The following is an 18180-nucleotide window of genomic DNA, read 5'->3' as shown; positions in this document are numbered from 1 at the left end:
ACCAACTTATCCTTCCGGCGGGCAGTTCAATTCGAGCTTGGTGGCGAAGATCTTGCTCATGTCGGTGCCTGTCGGATCGTTGAAGAACGCGTCCGTCAGGGTCTTCTGGTTTTCCTTGATCGCCTCGTCCGGATCGGGGCGGACGACCTTCTTGGTGCAGGTCGGGGGCAGGCCTTCGACGGTGAGATTGGCGTCGTCGGTAAAGTCGATCGCCGTATAGAAGGTCGGATCGTAGACGCCGATGTCGACCTTGCCGGCAAGCCTGATCGGCGTCTTCGGCTGCGACTCGAACAGGATGATCAGCTGGTCGTTGTCGAAGTTCGCCATCAGATGCGGCGGCGGGACCATGGGCACGTCCTTGCCATCCTGGGTGACGAGTTGGAAGTAGTTGAACTCGGCCAGCGAGGAATGGACGGTGTCGGCCACTTCCTTGAGCTCTTTGTCGTCAAGTTTCAGATCGGAGTTCTTGTCGAACTCCATCATCACTGTACTCGAAAACAGATCGTCGAAGCGCCAAAGGTGGCGCAGCGCCGTCACGCTTTGGTGATCCTGGCTGAGGATGACGTCGAGGCGGGCTTCGGCGAAGACATGCGGGTGCACCTCGGCCGGCTCGACGGCGGCCAACATGGCCGCAAGGGCCGAAGCCAATATGGTTGCTTGCCGTTTCAGATGCATTCCAGGCCGCGATTCCATTTGGCGTCGGAGGTTGACCCGAGAGTTAACAGAAAGGGGGCGAAATTGCGGTCACGCGCCGTCACGCGTCCTGAACCAGTGCACGAGGAAGTCGACGAAGACGCGTACCTTGGCGGGCAAATAACGGCGGTGCGGGTAGACGGCGAAAATGCCGCTTCCCGACAGAATGCGGTCGTCGAGCACCGTTACCAGCCGGCCGCTCGCGACGTCGGGCGCGGCAATGAAATCCGGCAGGATGGTGAAACCCAGGCCCGAAACGGCGGCAGCTCTGGCGGCCATCGGGCTGTTCACCTCGATCGGTCCCGACACCGTGACGCTGACTGAATCCTCTCCGTCGCCCTTGAAGCGCCAGTTGGCGAGCGAGCGGCCATTGGTGTCGACAATGCAGGGCATGTTGGAAAGGTCCTGCGGGCGCGTCGGCGTGCCGTGCTTTGCGATCAGTTCGGGCGACGCGCAAAGCTTGATCGAAAACGGCCCAAGGCGTCTGGCGATCAGCGACGAATTCTCCAGCCGCGAAATGCGCACGGCGACATCGAAGCCTTCCTCGACCAGATCGACGAAGCGGTCGTCGAGGTGGATGTCGAGTACGATGTCGGGGTGCTGCTTGGCGAAGTCGATCAGCGACTGGCCGATCGGCGCGTCGGCGAAGGTGCGGGCGGCCGACAGCTTGATCCTGCCGCGAACGTCGCCGGAGGACTGGCGTACCGCCTCGGCAAGGCTGTCGACCTCGCGCACGATTTCGGAGGCGCGCTGATAATAGGTGTGGCCGGCTTCAGTCAGCGAGAACTGGCGCGTGGTGCGGTTCAGGAGCAGCGCGCCGAGTTCGTCCTCCAGCTCGCGCACATATTTCGACAAAAGCGCCTTGGAGCGACCGATCTTGCGCCCCGCGGCCGAAAAGCCCTCCGCTTCGACCACGTCGATGAACGCGCGCATGCGGGTCAATGTGTCCATTGTCAGGCCTTTCGTGCCGCGTCGAGAATCTTGCGGCCGAGCCGTATCAGGGCAACGTCGCTGCCGGAAGGCCCGAGCAGCGACAGGCCGAAAGGTGCGCCGTCGACGGAGCCGATCGGCAGAGTGATCTGCGGGAAGCCGGACAGACCGGAGAGGCACAGCAGGTGCAGCGCCCTTTCGCGGTAGGCCTGAAACTGTTCGGGCGTGCCTGCGGCGAGCGGCGCCGCGCCGGGAACGGTGGGCAGGACCAGAAACCCGTTGTTGCCGAGCAGGGCGCCGAACTCGGCACGGAAGGCCAGCCGCCGCGCGGCCTCGGTGGCGGCGGCCCTGGCATCGATGGTGCGGCCGAAGCCGAAACGCTCTGCGACGCCGGGGCTGAGGCGGCCGCCAGCCGAAATCCAAGCGCCATGCTCGCGCCAGGCCTCGAAGGCCTGCAAGCGGCGAAAGCACCAGTAAAGCTCGTCGGGGAACGAGGCGAAGGCATACTCGGTCTCCGCCGGCTGGCCGACGACGGTGGCGGCCAACGCCTTCATGCGCATATATTCGGCGGCTTCCGCCGGACCGGTGACGAAGGCGTCCAGCCAGCGGATCGACAGCGGGCGATTGAGCGGGTGCTGGTGCGGATCGCGGCCGAGCAGCAGCTTGCCGACCGCCTCATAGGTCTCGATGTCGTCGGCGAACCAGCCGAAGGTGTCGAAGCTCGACGCCAGCTTCATCGCGCCGTCGAGCGGGATGCGGCCATGGGTGGTTCGCAGACCGATCAGGCCGCAGAAGCTCGCCGGCGCGCGGATCGAGCCGCCGGTGTCGGAACCGGTGGCGATGTTCGCCAAGCCGCCGGCAACCGCGGATGCCGAACCGGAGGAGGAGCCACCGGTGACGCGCTCGGGCGCGGCGGGATTGATCGGATGCGGGAAATGCGCGTTCTGGCCGAACAGCGAAAAGGCGAGCTCGTCGGTCTGCGTCTTGCCGACGAATCGCGCGCCGGCGTCGAGAATCATCTGCACCGCTTCCGCGGTGCGCGAGGCGGCATGCGCCTCCTCGAACTTTTGCGGGTTGCCGCAGCCGGTGCGGTAGCCGGCGACGTCATAGATATCCTTGACGGCCAGGCGCAGGCCGGCGAGCGGCCCCAACTGCGCATTGGCCACAGGCATTTGGCGCAGATCGAGGAAGGCGTTGAGCGGGCCTTGGGTTCCTGGCATCGTTCGATATCCGGACACGGTGATGCGTACATTGTTCGATGCCAGAATTTTTACAACCGGCGCTTACGATTTTTATTGATTGTGAAACCCTTCGCTCTTATATCGCGCTTGCCCAAAGTCGCACGTGCCTGTGGGTGTCCGCCGATCCTCGAATGGTGAGGGAAATCGGTAAGGTAACTGGAGCTAACCCCTCCAGTCGGTCTAGCGGCCAACCGCCAGCCCGAGGACACCTTGAAGCAACGACGGTGCGGGCCTTTCTGGTTCTCTGCCGGTTGTCCAAAGACCGGGGTTACTGAAGAGGCACACCTTCATTGCCGGCAGTGCGGAATGGGTTCTCCCAATCCAAGCCAAGGCAGACAAAGCGAACCGAAGCCGGGCAAGGCTGAGGTTCATCGCCGCGAGACGGCGCTTCATGGTTCCGGGGTCTCCACCGGCTGGTTCCATGGATTTTCCGTCCCGCCTTTGTCCACCGCGTGTTCGCGAGGCCGACAGCCCGCGTCCGCACCCTTGTGCGCGCCGAAAGGCGTGATGGAGAAACCCGATGGCTACCCAGCGGATCCTCGATTTCCTCGCTACCCGACGTCCGAACGGCCCCTGCCTCGTCGTCGACCTCGATGTCGTGCGCGACAATTTCCGCGCCTTCGAAAAGGCGTTGCCCGATTCCAAGATCTACTATGCGGTGAAAGCAAACCCGGCGCCGGAAATCCTGCGCCTGCTTGCTGCGATGGGCTCGTCCTTCGACACCGCATCGGTTGCCGAAGTCGAGATGGCGATGGACGCCGGCGCGCCGGCCGATCGCATTTCCTTCGGCAACACCATCAAGAAGGAGCGTGACATCGCGCGCGCCTACCAGCTCGGCATCCGCCTGTTCGCGGTCGACTGCGTCGAGGAGGTCGAGAAGATCGCCCGCGTGGCTCCCGGCGCGCGCGTGTTCTGCCGTGTGCTGACCGATGGCGAAGGCGCGGAATGGCCGCTGTCGCGCAAGTTCGGCTGCGTGCCGGCGATGGCCGTCGACGTGCTGCGCCATGCCAAGGGGCTCGGCCTCGACGCGTACGGCGTGTCGTTCCATGTCGGCTCGCAGCAGACGGATCTTTCGGCCTGGGACCGCGCGTTGGGCGACGCCAAGAAGGTGTTCGCGACGCTGGCCGAGGAAGGCACCGTGCTCAAGATGGTCAACATGGGCGGCGGCTTCCCGACCCGTTACCTGAAGGACGTGCCGGCGGCGCAGGCCTATGGCCAGGCGATCTTCTCGGCGCTGCGCAAGCATTTCGGCAACGCGCTGCCCGAGACGATCATCGAGCCGGGCCGCGGCATGGTGGGCAATGCCGGCGTCATCAAGTCGGAAGTCGTGCTGATCTCGAAGAAGGCCGACAACGACAATGTACGCTGGGTGTTCCTCGACATCGGCAAGTTCGGCGGTCTCGCCGAGACCATGGACGAGGCGATCCGCTATCCGATCGTCACGCGCCATGACGGCTCGGAGACCGCGCCATGCGTGCTCGCCGGCCCGACCTGCGATTCGGCCGACGTGATGTACGAGAAGACGCCTTATCCGCTGCCCTTGTCGCTGACCATCGGCGACGAGGTGCTGATCGAAGGCACCGGCGCCTACACGACGACCTACTCGGCGGTCGCCTTCAACGGCTTCGAGCCTCTCCGATCCTACGTGATCTGACCGGTTCGCAAGAACCGCTCAGATCGACCGGCGCGGGCGATATCTATCGCCCGCCTCGGCTCGCTTGTGGAACAGATCTCCGCTCGTGAAGGATCGCGGAAATGGAATACCTGACCAAATCGGCCGTTGCGGCCACCGAAATTGCCCCCTCGTCCGCACCGTCAGCTGAGCTTTTCTCCACGTGGGAGAAGAGCCCGATGGCAGCGCTGGCGCCCTCCCTTGCCCACCGGGCACAGGCTGGCTCGCGCGGCGCGCCGGACGAGGGGGCTGCCCAGGCGCCGGCCTTCGTCATCGTTGGCGAAGGCGCCGGCGACGTGCAGGCGCGCGAAGCGCTGCTTGATCGCGCCATGGGGCCGAATCGCAAGAAGAAATCGTCCGAGAAGCTGCGGCGCGGCCGCCGGCCGTCGGAAGGCCTGGCCTTTGTCGCCCGTGACGCGTCGGGGGCGGTCGTCGGCACGGTCAGGCTTTGGGATGTGAGGCTGGGCGAAGGCAGTCCGGCGCTTTTGCTCGGGCCCCTCGCGGTCGAGCCGGGACTGAAGAATGGCGGCGTCGGCTCGGCGCTGATGCGGCACGCGGTTGCAGAGGCCGCACGGCTCGGCCATGGCGCCATCCTGCTCGTCGGCGATGCGCCCTATTACGGCCGGTTCGGCTTCTCGGCCGACTGCACAGGAACGCTTGCCATGCCTGGCCCTTATGAACGGCACCGGCTTTTGGCGCTGGAGCTGAAGGACGGTGCGCTGGACGGTGCCAGGGGCACGATCAAGGCCGCCGGCCGCAAGCTCAAGGGGCAGGGGCTGGGCCTCATCGCCTGATGGCATTGAAGCGCTGGAATGGTCGATGCGGCGTCGCGTTTCGAGTGACGCCGCATCGAGTTCAAGCCAATGTCAGCCCAGCAGCTGGCTCAGCGCCATGGCGACAGTCATGTCGCCCTCGACCTTGAGCTTGCCGGCCATGAAAGCCATGGTCGGGTTGAGGTCTCCGGCAATCAGCGAATCCAGATCGTCGAGCGAGAGCTTGACCGTGCAGTCGGTCGGCGCGTCGGTCGTCGAGACGGTCGCGCCGTCGATGACGATGACGCCGTCGCTGCCGGTGTCGAACTTGACCGAATGCTCGAAGCCCGCGCTTGCCACGCGCGACTTGATCTTGTCGGCAATCTCCTGAACGCCCATGGCGGTTCTCCTCGTTGGTTGCGTTGACGCGCACCGGCTTGTCGAGCCGCTGGGCGAGGTAGACGCGCCAAGCCTGCGCACGGCGCGTCCTGCCGGCGCATATAGCTTCGAGTTGACGTTTACGTCAACGCGGTCGCCATGCGTCATGTCGCATCACGGGAAAGCGGCCGCAGCCGGTCAGCCGCGAGCCGACGGTTATTCCGCCGGCTGGAAGGGCTTGGTCATCGCCGCCGCGGTTTCGCCGGCGTTCTTGCGGCGGCGAATCGCGTTGTCGCGGATATCATCCTTGGACAGGAAATTGACCTGGTCGATCAGCACCTCATGCACCAGCTCGACGCCGACGCGGGTGTTGATGGTGTCGCGGATCGACTTGCGGAAGGCGTCGAGATCGATCGATTCCTTCTTGGTGAAATCGATCTGCGGGTTGGAGTAGAGATAGGAATAGACCTGATCGGTCATCAGCGCCTGCGCCGGGATCGACAGCTTCTTAATTTGATCCGGCTCCACGGTGTAGACGAGCTTGGTGAGGAAATAGCCGCCGATCGTGCCGTTGCGAAGCAGCGGCACCGAGATCATGTCAGTTTTGACATAGTCGAGGCCACCCAGCATCGGCTTCGGCGGTTCGCCCGCGCCGCGATGGCCGGCCGCCTGGAAGGAATAGAAGACCGCGCCGAGCGTCACGGCGCAAATCCACAGCGCGGCGGCGATGAATTTCAGCACCGGATCTGACCTTGCGCCTTGGTCATCCTATCAAGCCCGGGCCATTCCGAATTCGCCCGCCGAATAGGTTCCGTCGGCATCGGCGCGCTGGATGGCGTTCCTCAGAAGCGTGGCGATCTCGTTGACGGCGTTGAGATGGGCAAGGATCGCCGCCTCGTTCTTCGCCAGTTTCTGACGCAGCCGCAACAGGCCTTCGCGATGCTGCTCGAGGAATTCGATCTCGTTGGCGCCCTTGAGCGCCCGGTTCAGCTCGTAAAGATACCGGCTCTTGCGCGCGTTCGAGGCCTTGAGGTCATAGGCCGTGCCGCTGCGGATACCGGCCGTCTCCTCGTCCACCACGTCCTCGATGCGGCCGATGATGGCGGCGAGGTTGCCGGGTCGGGCGGCGGCGGGCGCTTCCATTGCGTCGGTCCGTGCGGGAAGGTTGGAAAGGTCCGTTTGGTCGGCCATGTAGGTCCCTAGATCTTGATGTCTGCTTTTATGGTCGTGTCGTCGCCGGTCATCGACCGTGCGGCCTTGCGCTCGATTTCCTCGACCATCGAGGTCGAAAGTCTGGTCTGCTGGTCAATCTCGGTTTTCTGCGGTCCGCCGGCGACGGGGCCGACCGGCACCTTGTGCTTGCCGTCGAGATAATGGTCGGCCAGCATTGATTTGGCGATGCCGATGCCGCCATGCGCGGCCATGACATCGGCCACCTTTTCGGCGAGCTGCGATTTCCACATGTCGCCTGCCAGGCCCTTGCCGTAAACGCCTTCTGTATCCTTGGGCATCATGTTCTGGATGAAGGTCGTCAGCACCATGGCTTCGAAGCGCTGGAATTTTTTCGCCGGATTGGCCGCTTCCGCCTTGTCGGCCGTGGCACGCGAGAGCACCGATCCGGCATCGACCGTGGCAGATGGATCGAGAGAGAACGGTGCCGACGTGCCGCTCGCCCTTCTTGCGAGTGCCGCGCGTGCGGCCTCGACATCGGCCGGCTCCGCTGCGCGGGCAACGTCCATGACGATGTCGCTGGGTGGGGAGATGGCCAAGAAAGTCCGCCTTTTTCCAGGTTTTGTCCTCTGCACAATGCCTCAACAAGCTTGTGGCAGGCTTGCGAAGGTTACCCGTTTTCGCTCCGCCTTTGCATGATGAGATCGAGCCGCTCGCGGTCGGAGCGCTCGCGCTCGTCGCGGCGGCGCTCGTCCTTGTAGGCGCGCTGGACCATGTTGGTGCGCGCCGTCGCGGTGGCGATCAGCGCCGCTTCCTGGCGGGCATTCTCGAGATTCTGTTTCTGCCGGCCGAGCGCTTCTGTGATGCGGCGATGGTAGAGCGCGGGAAAGAGGCCGGCCAGCGAGTTGTCGGTGTCGAAATGCTCGATCAGTTGCTTTGCCTCGATCTCGGCCGCGACCGCGGCGGCGAGGAAGCCAGCATGGCGCGTTTCGTGCAGCGCCTGCAACTGCTCCTGCACCTTGAGCAGCTTCTTCAGGCGGTCCTTGCGTGAGGCCATGGCGCTATCTCGCCAGCGTGAGGTCGACGAAGCCGTCGACGAACAGCGACAGCAAGGTGCCGACGGCGAAATAGAAGATGATCATGCCGCCGGCGATGACGAAGGGCAGCGAGATGAAATAGACGGGAATCTGCGGCGTCAGCTTGTTGACGAAGCCGATCGTCAGATTGACCAGGATGGCGTAGGCGACGAAGGGGCTGCCCAGCCGGATGACCAGGAAGAAGGCGTCCGACACCGTGTCGGTGACGTCGACAAGCGCCGCCTGCGGGTTGAAGAAGATGTTGACCGGAGCGACCGTGTAGGAGGCGACGAGCGCCTTGATGATCTCGTGGTCGAAGTCGAAGACGAAGAGCAAGAGCAGCGCCGAGAACGAGATGATGGCGGCGAGCGCTGCCTGCGGTTCCGGCTCCTCGATCGCCGGCCCGCCCGAGCCGCCGTAACCGATCAGCATGGCGATGGCCGAGCCCATGAAACGCAGCGCTTCCATATAGAGCCTGGTCATGGCGCCGATCAGTCCGCCGACCAAGAGCTCGGAGACGATCATCGGCGCCAGGACCTGCGGACGCGCGTCGACGAAGGGATATATGCGGTCCCACAGGAAGGCGAGCAGACCGCCGGTGGCGGCAACCGACACGAACAGGCGGATCTGGATCGGCACGCGGGCGCTCGACAGGCCGGGCATCAGCATAAAGCAGGCGCCGATGCGGCAGAAGGCGAGGAAGGCGGCGATGACGACGCCTTGCGAGAGCGCGTTCACGAGATCGTTCCGAGCACCTTGATCTCGACGCCCTTGGCAATCTCGACATGGCTGAGCACCGGCAGCGTGGTGAACAGCCGCTCGATGATCATGCGCACATAAGGACGCGCGTCGGGCGCGGTGACGAGCACGAAACGCTCGCCGGCCTCGAGATGCTTGCGGATCGCCTTGGTGGCGTCCTGGCCGAATTCCTCGAGCTGGCGCGGATCGATGTCGAACTCGCGCACCTCGCCCTTGGCGTCTCGCTTGAGGCTCTGGTGGAAGGCGAGGTCCCAGCGGTTGCCGAGGCGCAGCACCTTGAGCGTGCCGCCTTCGGAAAGATCGCCGCAGATCTGCTGCGCCATGCGGATGCGCACATGCTCGACGATCTGCTCGGTGCGGCGCACATGCGGCGCGATCTCGGCGATGGCCTCGATGATCAAATGCAGGTTGCGGATCGACACGCGCTCGGCGAGCAGCAGTTTCAGCACGGCCTGCAGGCCGGGATAGGAGATGTGCGAGGTGCAGATCTCGTCGGCGAGCTTGCGGTATTCGGGGTCGAGCCGCTCCAGCAGCGCCTTCATGTCCTTGTAGGACAGAAGCTGCGGCAGGTTGTTGCGGATGACTTCCGAAAGATGGGTGAGCAGCACCGACATGTTGTCGGCGAAGGTGTAGTTCTCGCGCTTCAAATCCTCGGCGAAAGTTTCGAGCACGGAGTAGGCGCGCATGCCGAAGGCCGGCTCGCGGATCTCCTCGCCGGGGATCTCCGGCACGCCGCGCGCGCCGAGCAGCACCATGATCTCGCCGACGCGCATCTGGAACTCGGCGACCACGGTGCCGTGCACCTTGATCTGGTAGCTCTTGGGCGGGATGGCGAAGTCGTCGGCGACGCGAATTTCCGGCACCACGAAGCCGTATTGCTGGGCGAATTTCTTGCGCATCTTCGACATGCGGAACACCAATTCCTGGTGCGCCACCACCAGCCTGGTCGAAAGCTGCTTGCCGATCAGGAGCTCGATCTCGGCGGTGACAAGCGAGGCCTTGACCGAGTTCTTTTCCTCCTCGACCTTGTTCGCCTTCTCCTGGGTCTCCAATGCTTCGGCCGCGGCAAGCGCGCGGTTCTGGCGCAGCGGGATGATGTAGCCGAGGCTGGCCATGGCGCCGGCGAGCGCGAAGAACGGGAACAGCGGCAGGCCGGGCATCAGGCCGAGGATCACCAGCAGCGAAGCCGCGACATAGAGCGCGCGCGGGTGCGCCCCGAGCTGGCCGAACACCGCCTGGTTGGTTGAGCCGCGCGTGCCGCCCTTGGAGACGAGCATGCCGGCGGCGAGCGAGACGATAAGGGCCGGGATCTGGGTGACCAGGCCGTCGCCGACCGACAGCTTGATGAACACATCGGCCGCCTGGCCAAGGCCCATGCCGTGGCGCAGATAGCCGATGGCGATGCCGCCCACGATGTTGATGGCGGTGATGATCAAGCCAGCGATGGCGTCGCCGCGCACGAATTTCGAGGCACCGTCCATCGAGCCGAAGAAGGAGGATTCCTCCTCCAATTCGCGGCGGCGCAGCTGCGCCGTTTTCTCGTCGATCATGCCGGCGGAGAGGTCGGCATCGATCGACATCTGCTTGCCCGGGATGGCGTCGAGGGTGAAGCGGGCGCCGACTTCGGCGATGCGGGTGGCGCCCTTGGTGATGACGATGAAGTTCACCACGATCAGGATCATGAAGACGATGAGACCGATGACGAAGTCGCTCGACATCACCAGCTTGGAAAAGCCCGAGATGACGTAGCCGGCGGCATGCGTGCCCTCGTTGCCATGCGACAGGATCATGCGCGTGGTGGCGATGTTGAGCGACAGCCGCAGCATGGTGGCGATCAAAAGCACGGTCGGGAATGACGAGAAGTCGAGAGGCCGCTGGATCCACAGCGCCACCATCAGGATCAGCACCGAAAGCGCGATCGAGAAGGCTAGGCCGATATCGATAAGGAATGCCGGAATCGGCAGGAACAGCACCGCCAGGATGAAGACGATGCCGAGTGCGAAGAAGACGTCGCGACCGTTCTTGGCCACCAGGCCGGACGGAAGTGTTTCGCTGATCGCCATGTCGTCCCCGAAATCCAGAACCGCCACGCACAGGGCAGGTCCTCGAACGTAACCGGCCAAGCTTGCGCGAAGGTGGGAGAGTGGCTAGGGGACCTCATTGCGGCCCTGCGAAAGGAAATGCGCATGATCCTGATTATCGGCACGGTTCGGCTGCCAGCCGACAGGCTCGAACAGGCAAAACCTGTGATGCAACGAATGATCCTGGCCAGCCGCGCCGAGCCGGGCTGCCTCGGCTATTCCTACGCGCAGGACGTTCTGGACGCCGGGCTCATCCATGTTTCGGAAGCGTGGAGCGACCGCGCAGCGCTCGAAGCGCATTTCAAATCGGCGCATATCGCTGAGTGGCGCGCGAGCTGGGCCGAGCTCGGCATCGGCGATCGCAAGCTTACACTATACGAAACCGACGGCGGCGCGCCGACCTGAGCGACCGGTTTTCACGACTGGGCCGCATCCGCGGTCGCGACGGCGACCAGCCAGCGCCGCACGGTGCGTTCCTCCTCGGCGGAGAGCCTGGCGGTCAGTTCGTCTTCCAGCTTGTACACGCGTCCCCGGCATTTCTTCAGCAAGGCGCGGCCGCTGTCGCTGAGGTCGAGATGCTGGATGCGGCCGTGCACTGCATGCGGCCGACGGACGAGCGAACCGGCTTTTTCAAGATTGCCGACGATCACGCTCACCGTCTGCGGCGTCAGCACAGCGAGCCGGGCCAGATCGGCGTTGGATATGCCGGGATAGGCCGAAACCATGGTGAGGGCCGCGAACTGCGCTTGCGTCACGCCGAATTGATCGAGCGCCCGCTCTACCTTCAGTCGGTAAGCGCCGGCCGCCTGGCGCAGCAGATATCCCAGATAGCCTTCCTCGCCGCGCTTGCCTTCACCGGGAGCTGGAATGGATGGATACCCCTTGCGCATGATGTCAGAGCTCTTATATGTTGTTCGTATGCTGATATTATCGCGACAAGGAGTGAAAGACGATGGGCTATCGTATTTTTCTTGCCGGCGGTTCGGGCGCGATCGGCCGCCGATTGATTCCGCAGCTGCTGGCGGCGGGTCATCAAGTGACGGCGACGACACGATACGCGGCAAAGACCGAGGGTCTTCGAGCGCTTCGCGCCGATCCGGCGGTGGTCGATGTGTTCGATGCGAACGGATTGCGCGCGGCGGTGACGGCGGCCAAGCCGCAAATCGTCATCCAACAGCTTTGGGCTCGATCCGTCGCGTATGGCCGAGGCGAGCGTAAGAAACGCCCGCATCCGCGATGAGGGTACCCGAAACCTCGTCGACGCGGCGAAGGCGGCCGGGGCGAAGCGGCTGATCGCGCAAAGCATCGCCTGGGTCTATGCGCCGGGATCCGAACCGCATGCCGAGACTGATCCGCTGGACAGCGGAGCCGAAGGCGGCCGCGCAATCAGCGTCGGCGGCGTCGTCGCGCTGGAGAAACATGTGCTCGGCGCTTCGCCGATGACCGGCATCGTGCTGCGCTACGGCCATCTCTACGGGCCGGGCACCGGCGCGGAAGCCGCCGCGGCCCCGGCGGTGCATGTCGATGCCGCCGCTTACGCAGCGCTGGTAGCCGTGGAGCGGGGAGAGCAAGGCGCGTTCAACGTCGCTGAGCCGAACGGCCACATCACGACCGATAAGGCTGTCAGTGAGCTCGGCTGGCGCGCCGGCTTTCGTCTCGCCGCGTAAGCAGGGAAAGCGCTGTTATGATCGAAGTCACTTCTTCCCGAGGCCTGACGTCTTCCCGAGGCCTGACGCTGCTTGGCGTCGCGGCTATCGCCACTGGGCTGCTTGGCATGGCCGTCGTCCATGACAACAGGGCAATCACCGCCGCTGGCGGAATTGGCGCACATATTCACATGATGGGGGTCGACCCCGGGGAGGGGGCCGCGGCGCGCCCGACCACGACGGTCAAGCCGCTGTCCTGCGAAAAACTGCCGAATGTGCCGGGGCATTCGATCACCACGGCGCTGGTCGAATTCCCTCCCAACGCCTATACGCCGGGCCACCGCCATCCCGGCTCGGTCACGGCCTTCGTCATCAAGGGTGCGCTGCGTTCGCAGATGGAAGGCGAGCCTGCTGTCACCTACACGAAGGGCCAGACCTGGTTCGAAGCACCCGGCGCGATCCACTCATTCGCCGAGAACGCCAGCGCCAGCAACCCGGCTGAGCTGCTGGCGATCTTCGTCGCGGAAGACGATTGCGGGCCGCTGACCATTCCGCTGGCTGACTGAACCTCTCGCCCGCGCTCCGGCGGCAAGTCTTCCATAGGGCCAATTCGCGCGACGCCAAAAATGGCGCCACAAGCGGTCGGCATTGCGATTGCCACGCAAAGCCGCCGCGCGTATCAGGCACGGCAGCACTTCATCTTCGTAATTAGTCTTCGCACACCGGCGAGCCGCTCCGTTGCCTGCCAGAAACGATCCGCAAGTCTACGCCCGCCGGCTTCGCGCGGTGCTGATCAGCTCGATCCCCGTGCTCGAGGCGCGCGGCATCGTGATCGTGCTGATGGCCGGCATGGTCGGCGTCATCGCAGGCGCGCTGGTGACCGGCATGAGCGCGCTGGTGCAAGGCATGCATTACCTGCTCTTCGACGTGCAGCCGGGCGGCCGGCTTTCAGCCATGTTCTCGCTGGCCAATCCGGTGCAGGCGATGTTCCCGGCGATCGGCGGCCTGCTGCTCGGCCTTTCCGTGATCTGGCTGCGAAAACGCAAATTCCGCACGCCGGTCGACCCGATCGAGGCGAACGCGCTCTATGGCGGGCGCATGTCGCTCACCGACACTTTCGTCATCGTGGTGCAGACCATGATTTCCAGCGGTTTCGGCGCCTCCGTCGGATTGGAAGCCGGCTACACGCAGATCGGCTCCGGCATCGCCTCGCGGCTGGCGCGCGCCTTCCACCTGCGTCGCAACGACGTCCGCATCCTGGTCGGCTGCGGCGCGGCCGGCGCGATCTCGGCCGCCTTCGACGCGCCGCTGACCGGCGCCTTCTATGGTTTCGAGCTGGTCATCGGCATTTACTCCGTCGCCAATGTGGCGCCGGTAATGACGGCGGCGATCTGTGCCTCGCTGACGGCGGAAGTGTTCGGCGGCGTGCCGTTCCCGCTGGAGCTCTCAGGCTTGCCGAATTTGACCGCAAGCGAATATGTGCCGTTCCTGCTGCTGGGGCTACTTGGCGGGGCTGCGTCGATCGCCATCATGCATCTGGTGAGTATCGTCGAGCGGCTCTTCGTGCGGTTGTCGATCGACGCCTCGGTCAGGCCTTTCATCGGCGGCATCTTCGTCGGCTTGCTCGGGCTGGTCACACCACAAGTGCTCTCCAGCGGCCACGGCGCGCTGCATCGCGAGTTCGCCATGAACTACGCGCTTCCGGTGGTGGCGAGCGTCTTCGTGATGAAGCTGGCGGCCTCCGCCATCTCGCTCGGTTCCGGCTTCCGCGGCGGCCTGTTCTTTGCGTCGCTGTTCCTGGGCGCGCTGCTCGGCAAGGTCTTTGCCGGCGTCATGGCACTGACCGCGCCGTCGGCCGGCATCGACCCGGCGGTGGCCGCCGTCGTCGGCATGACCTCGCTGGCGGTCGGCGTCGTCGGCGGTCCGCTGACCATGACGTTCCTGGCGCTGGAATCTACCCGCGACCTGACGCTCACCGGCGTGGTGCTGGCGGCCTCGATCATGTCGGCGATCCTGGTGCGGGAAACCTTCGGCTACTCCTTCTCGACCTGGCGCTTCCATCTGCGCGGCGAGACGATCCGCAGTGCCCATGACGTCGGCTGGATGCGCAGCCTCACCGTCGGCTCGATGATGCGCAAGGATGTCCGCACCGTTCCCGCCTCGACCACGCTCTCCGAATTCCGCCAGGAAATCCCGCTCGGCTCCGGGCAGCGCGTCATCGCTGTCGAGCAAGCCGACCAATATGTCGGGATGCTCGTGGTGCCGGAACTGCACAGCGACCTTTCCGACGGCGAGACGCCGGTGAGCGCGCTCGCCCGGTTCAAGGATGCGGTGCTGGTGCCCTCCATGAATGTCCAGACCGCCGCCGAGACGTTCCAGCGCACAGGGGCCGAAGAACTGGCGGTGGTCGAGGATTTCGACGAGCGCATCGTGCTTGGCCTGCTCACTGAAAGCCATCTGATGCGGCGCTATGCAGAAGAGCTCGACAAGGCGCGCCGCGACCTGTCCGGCGAGGGTTGACCCGATCGGCGGCCCGGCCAATAAGACGCCCACCACTCCCGGAAGCCATCCCATGCAAGTCATGCGCAACGGCGACGTCTCGTTCTGGTATGCGGATCTGGGTGCGATCCCCGCGCCGCGTCCTGCCTTGCCCGGCGACATCGAGGCCGATGTCGCGATCGTCGGCGCGGGCTATACCGGGCTGTGGACCGCCTATTACCTGAAGAAAGCGAAGCCGTCGCTCCGCATCGTGCTCATCGAACGGGAGTTCGCCGGCTTCGGCGCGTCGGGGCGCAATGGCGGCTGGCTGTCGGGCGGCTTCGGCTGGTCGCGCGAGAAGTATCTGCAGACCTCGACACGGCAAGGCGTCACCGCCATGCAGAAGGCGATGGCCGGCTGCGTCGACGAGGTGATCCGGGTGGCGACGCAAGAGGGGATCGATGCCGACATCCGCCGCGTCGACAATCTGACGGTCGCCACCAATCCGGCGCAGCTGGAACGCGTGCGCGAGGAGTGCGAGACGATCCGCTCCTGGGATGCCGAGCCCGAACGGATCGAACTGCTCGACGCGGCCGCGACACGGGCACGTATCGACATCCGCAATGTCATGGGCGGCTTCGTCATCCGCGGCCAAGCGCGGGTGCAGCCGGCCAAGCTGGTGCGCGGGCTGGCGGCGGCGGTCGAACGTCTCGGCGTGCCGATCTACGAAAAGACCACCGTGACATCCATCGCCAAGGGCAGCGTCGCCACCGATCGCGGCACGGTGCGGGCCGAAACCATCATCCGCGCCACGGAAGGGTTCACCGCCGGTATCCCGGGCGAAGAGCGCACGTGGCTGGCGCTCAACAGCGCGCAGATCGTCACCGAGCCGCTGCCGGAAGAACTCTGGCGCAAGATCGGCTGGGAGGGAAATGAACTGCTCGGCAATGCCGCGCATGCCTATTGCTATGCCCAGCGCACGCGCGAGGGACGCATCACCATGGGCGGTCGCGGCGTGCCTTACAGTTACGGCTCGCGCACCGACGTCAACGGGCAGACGCAACAGGCGACGATCGACCAGCTGCACACGATCCTGACCACGCTCTTGCCGCAGACGGCAGGATGCCGCATCGATCACGCCTGGTGCGGCGTGCTCGGCGTGCCGCGTGACTGGTGCACGACGGCAGGCCTGGACCCCACCACACGCATCGGCTGGGCCGGCGGCTATGTCGGGCTCGGCGTGTCGAGCTCCAACCTGTCGGGACGCACGCTGACCGATCTCGTGCTCGGCCAGGATACCGAGCTCACGCGGCTGCCCTGGGTCAACCGCAAGGTGCGGCCCTGGGAGCCGGAGCCGTTTCGCTGGCTGGGCGTCCACGCGATGTACCAGCTTTATCGCATCGCCGATAAGCGCGAGGCTGAGGGGCTTGCGCATACCTCGAAGCTTGCCGCCCTGGCCGACAGCATCACGGGCCACTAGCACGGGTTCAGCCGAACCACTCTCACTGTCTTCTCCGCGCCATTCCGGACATGCGATCAGTGATCGATCGGGCCTTTGGGCGAGACAAGGGTCGTGCCCGCGGTGGTCGGGCGTTCGATCATGCGGCGCACTCGGGGCGGGTTCTCGCCGCTGTGCAGCGCGCGGATGCGTTCGCCGACCACGGCGTCGGCATGGGTGGCGCGCCGGTTGTGGCGGATATACTCGACCCAGGTCGGCGTGTGGTAGTGCTCGATCCAGATGCCGGGATTTTCGACGTCGCGTGCGAGCGTCCAGTTGCGGGCGCCGTCGCGGCGGCGGATGCGGCCGCGCTCGGCCATGGTTGCCAGGAATTCCGGCACGTCCTCCTCGCGGATGACGTATTCGATCATGATGGCGATCGGGCCGCTGCGCGGCTTCAGATCAAGCGCCAGCATCGGCTCCTTGAAACGGTTGAGCGGATCGAGGTTGAGCACCGTTTGTCGCGGCAACGGCAGGAGGAAACCGACGGCGCCGCCGGCAAGCATGGCTACCGCCGCCGCGATCAACGCGATCTCCGCGCCATGCGCGTCGGCGACGACGCCCCAGATCCAGCTACCCAGCGCGATGCCGCCGAAAGTCGCGGTCTGGTAGATCGACAGCACCCGGCCGACCACCCAGCGCGGCGTCGACATCTGCACCGTGACGTTGAAATGCGAGAGCGCGATCACCCAGCAGGCGCCGCCGATGAGCAGGCCCGCCGACGTCTGCCAGGCATTTTGGCTGACGGCGGCGTTGAAGGCGCACAAAGCAAAGCCGCAAAAGGCCATGCGCACCATGACCTCGCTGGACAGCAGCTGCCGCAGTCGCACGCTGATCAGCGCGCCGCCGACCGCGCCGATGCCGAAGGCGCCGAGCATGATGCCGTAGGTCAGCGCGTCGCCCTTGACGACATCGCGCGCCACCAGCGGCAACAGCGCCAGCACCGCGCCGGCGCTGAAGCCGAAGGCCAAACCGCGGACCAGCACCTTGGCGATGTTGGGCGACATGGCGACATAGCGCAGGCCGGCGCCCATGGCGGCACCCAGCGACTCGCGCGGCAGGGTTTGTTCGGGCAGCGTCGGCTTCCAGCGGAACAGCACGACGATCAGGCCGACATAGCTGATGGCGTTGGCGGCGAAGGCGGCCGCCGCGCCGGCAGCGGCGACGATGACGCCGCCGATGGCCGGCCCGACGCTGCGCGTGATGTTGAAGCCCAGAGAATTGAGCGCCACCGCTGCCGGCACTTTGGCGCGCGGCACCATGTCGCCGACCGATGCCTGCCACGATGGGCTGTTCAGCGCCGTGCCGCTGTCGATCAGGAAGGTGAAGGCCAGCAGCGTCCACGGCGTCATCCAGCCGAACCAGGTGAACAAGGTCAGCAGCGCCGAGACGACCAGCATGAAGGTCTGGGCCACCAGCATGACCTTGCGGCGGTTGAAGCTGTCGGCGATCGCGCCGGCAACGAGCGCGAACAGCATGATCGGCAAGGTGGTCGAGGCCTGGACCAGCGCCACCTGATAGGGTGAGGTGGCGATCGTGGTCATCATCCAGGCGGCGCCCACGCCCTGAATCAGGCCGCCGAAGTTCGACACCAGGCTGGCTGACCAGACGGCGCGGAAGATGCCGTGCCGGAACGGCGCCAGCGCCGAGACGCGTTCGCTTTCCGGCTCGTCGTCGATCATGATTGCGCCTTCGTCCGCTGTATCCGCTCGTCGCGCCCGAACGGGTCGACGATTCGCCAAAGAGTGCGATCCAACAATAGGATGGCAAAGGCGAAAATGCGTCGGCGAAGGTTTAAACCAAGCA

The 18180-nt window shown here is 65.1% G+C and carries 20 protein-coding genes; 8 read left to right on the top strand and 12 right to left on the bottom strand.

Annotated features, from left to right (window positions below; all coding sequences use genetic code 11):
* Positions 1-6: 6 nt before the first annotated feature.
* The 3 genes from F3H96_RS06165 to F3H96_RS06155 form a co-directional block, all read right to left on the bottom strand.
* Positions 7-675 (bottom strand): DUF1007 family protein, encoded by a 669-nt coding sequence (locus F3H96_RS06165; RefSeq protein ID WP_149791036.1) that lies wholly within the window; start codon positions 673-675, stop codon positions 7-9.
* A gap of 69 nt (positions 676-744) precedes the next feature.
* Complete coding sequence (locus F3H96_RS06160) at positions 745-1644, bottom strand: LysR family transcriptional regulator (RefSeq protein WP_149791035.1); 900 nt, start codon at positions 1642-1644, stop codon at positions 745-747.
* A 2-nt stretch (positions 1645-1646) separates the two neighbouring features.
* Positions 1647-2843 carry an amidase gene (locus F3H96_RS06155; RefSeq protein WP_149791034.1) on the bottom strand — a complete coding sequence of 399 codons (1197 nt, stop codon included), beginning with the start codon at positions 2841-2843 and terminating at the stop codon, positions 1647-1649.
* Between the two features lie 541 nt (positions 2844-3384).
* Between F3H96_RS06155 and odc2 the strand changes: the two genes are divergently transcribed.
* Entirely contained in the window at positions 3385-4518 is a 1134-nt protein-coding gene (odc2, locus tag F3H96_RS06150; RefSeq protein ID WP_149791033.1) for an ornithine/lysine decarboxylase, read from the top strand.
* A 197-nt stretch (positions 4519-4715) separates the two neighbouring features.
* Positions 4716-5330, top strand: a complete 615-nt coding sequence (locus F3H96_RS06145; protein ID WP_149791032.1) for an N-acetyltransferase — start codon at positions 4716-4718, stop codon at positions 5328-5330.
* A 72-nt stretch (positions 5331-5402) separates the two neighbouring features.
* On the opposite strand, the gene F3H96_RS06140 is transcribed toward F3H96_RS06145, so the two are convergent.
* From F3H96_RS06140 to flhA, 7 genes are all read right to left on the bottom strand, one after another.
* Positions 5403-5687 carry an SCP2 sterol-binding domain-containing protein gene (locus tag F3H96_RS06140; RefSeq protein ID WP_140819337.1) on the bottom strand — a complete coding sequence of 95 codons (285 nt, stop codon included), beginning with the start codon at positions 5685-5687 and terminating at the stop codon, positions 5403-5405.
* Between the two features lie 195 nt (positions 5688-5882).
* Positions 5883-6407 carry a hypothetical protein gene (locus F3H96_RS06135; protein ID WP_149791031.1) on the bottom strand — a complete coding sequence of 175 codons (525 nt, stop codon included), beginning with the start codon at positions 6405-6407 and terminating at the stop codon, positions 5883-5885.
* Positions 6408-6437: 30 nt separating this feature from the next.
* Positions 6438-6857 (bottom strand): hypothetical protein, encoded by a 420-nt coding sequence (locus F3H96_RS06130; protein ID WP_149791030.1) that lies wholly within the window; start codon positions 6855-6857, stop codon positions 6438-6440.
* A gap of 8 nt (positions 6858-6865) precedes the next feature.
* Entirely contained in the window at positions 6866-7435 is a 570-nt protein-coding gene (locus F3H96_RS06125) for a rod-binding protein (RefSeq protein WP_244619919.1), read from the bottom strand.
* 71 nt (positions 7436-7506) lie between these two features.
* Entirely contained in the window at positions 7507-7893 is a 387-nt protein-coding gene (locus F3H96_RS06120) for a hypothetical protein (protein WP_149791029.1), read from the bottom strand.
* Positions 7894-7897: 4 nt separating this feature from the next.
* A complete protein-coding gene (fliR, locus tag F3H96_RS06115) occupies positions 7898-8650 on the bottom strand; it encodes a flagellar biosynthetic protein FliR (RefSeq protein WP_149791028.1) in 753 nt (250 codons plus the stop codon).
* Positions 8647-10734 (bottom strand): flagellar biosynthesis protein FlhA, encoded by a 2088-nt coding sequence (gene flhA / locus F3H96_RS06110; RefSeq protein ID WP_149791027.1) that lies wholly within the window; start codon positions 10732-10734, stop codon positions 8647-8649. The genes fliR and flhA overlap by 4 nt, the downstream gene beginning before the upstream one ends.
* A gap of 123 nt (positions 10735-10857) precedes the next feature.
* Between flhA and F3H96_RS06105 the strand changes: the two genes are divergently transcribed.
* The gene (locus tag F3H96_RS06105; protein WP_149791026.1) at positions 10858-11157 is read left to right on the top strand and encodes a putative quinol monooxygenase; all 300 of its coding nucleotides are present in this window, start codon (positions 10858-10860) and stop codon (positions 11155-11157) included.
* A gap of 11 nt (positions 11158-11168) precedes the next feature.
* On the opposite strand, the gene F3H96_RS06100 is transcribed toward F3H96_RS06105, so the two are convergent.
* The gene (locus F3H96_RS06100) at positions 11169-11642 is read right to left on the bottom strand and encodes a MarR family transcriptional regulator (protein ID WP_149791025.1); all 474 of its coding nucleotides are present in this window, start codon (positions 11640-11642) and stop codon (positions 11169-11171) included.
* Between the two features lie 62 nt (positions 11643-11704).
* Here F3H96_RS06100 and F3H96_RS30980 point away from each other — a divergent pair, with 62 nt between their 5' ends.
* The 5 genes from F3H96_RS30980 to F3H96_RS06080 all read left to right on the top strand — a co-directional run bounded on the left by F3H96_RS30980 (position 11705) and on the right by F3H96_RS06080 (position 16356).
* Complete coding sequence (locus tag F3H96_RS30980; protein ID WP_244619918.1) at positions 11705-11992, top strand: NAD(P)H-binding protein; 288 nt, start codon at positions 11705-11707, stop codon at positions 11990-11992.
* Entirely contained in the window at positions 11952-12419 is a 468-nt protein-coding gene (locus tag F3H96_RS06095; RefSeq protein ID WP_244619917.1) for a dTDP-glucose 4,6-dehydratase, read from the top strand. The genes F3H96_RS30980 and F3H96_RS06095 overlap by 41 nt, the downstream gene beginning before the upstream one ends.
* 17 nt (positions 12420-12436) lie before the next feature.
* Complete coding sequence (locus tag F3H96_RS06090) at positions 12437-12964, top strand: cupin domain-containing protein (RefSeq protein ID WP_149791024.1); 528 nt, start codon at positions 12437-12439, stop codon at positions 12962-12964.
* Between the two features lie 172 nt (positions 12965-13136).
* On the top strand, positions 13137-14918 hold the full coding sequence (locus tag F3H96_RS06085) for a chloride channel protein (RefSeq protein WP_149791023.1): 1782 nt from the start codon (positions 13137-13139) through the stop codon (positions 14916-14918).
* A gap of 52 nt (positions 14919-14970) precedes the next feature.
* Positions 14971-16356, top strand: a complete 1386-nt coding sequence (locus F3H96_RS06080; protein WP_149791022.1) for an FAD-binding oxidoreductase — start codon at positions 14971-14973, stop codon at positions 16354-16356.
* 56 nt (positions 16357-16412) lie between these two features.
* Here the strand turns inward: F3H96_RS06080 and F3H96_RS06075 are convergent, their stop codons facing one another.
* Positions 16413-18056, bottom strand: a complete 1644-nt coding sequence (locus F3H96_RS06075; protein ID WP_149791021.1) for an MFS transporter — start codon at positions 18054-18056, stop codon at positions 16413-16415.
* Positions 18057-18180 lie beyond the last annotated feature (124 nt).

The organism is Mesorhizobium sp. NFR06 (assembly GCF_900115245.1).
Classification (GTDB): domain Bacteria; phylum Pseudomonadota; class Alphaproteobacteria; order Rhizobiales; family Rhizobiaceae; genus Mesorhizobium.
Note: the sequence above shows the minus strand (reverse complement) of the source record. Positions and strands in the feature narration are given on the sequence as shown.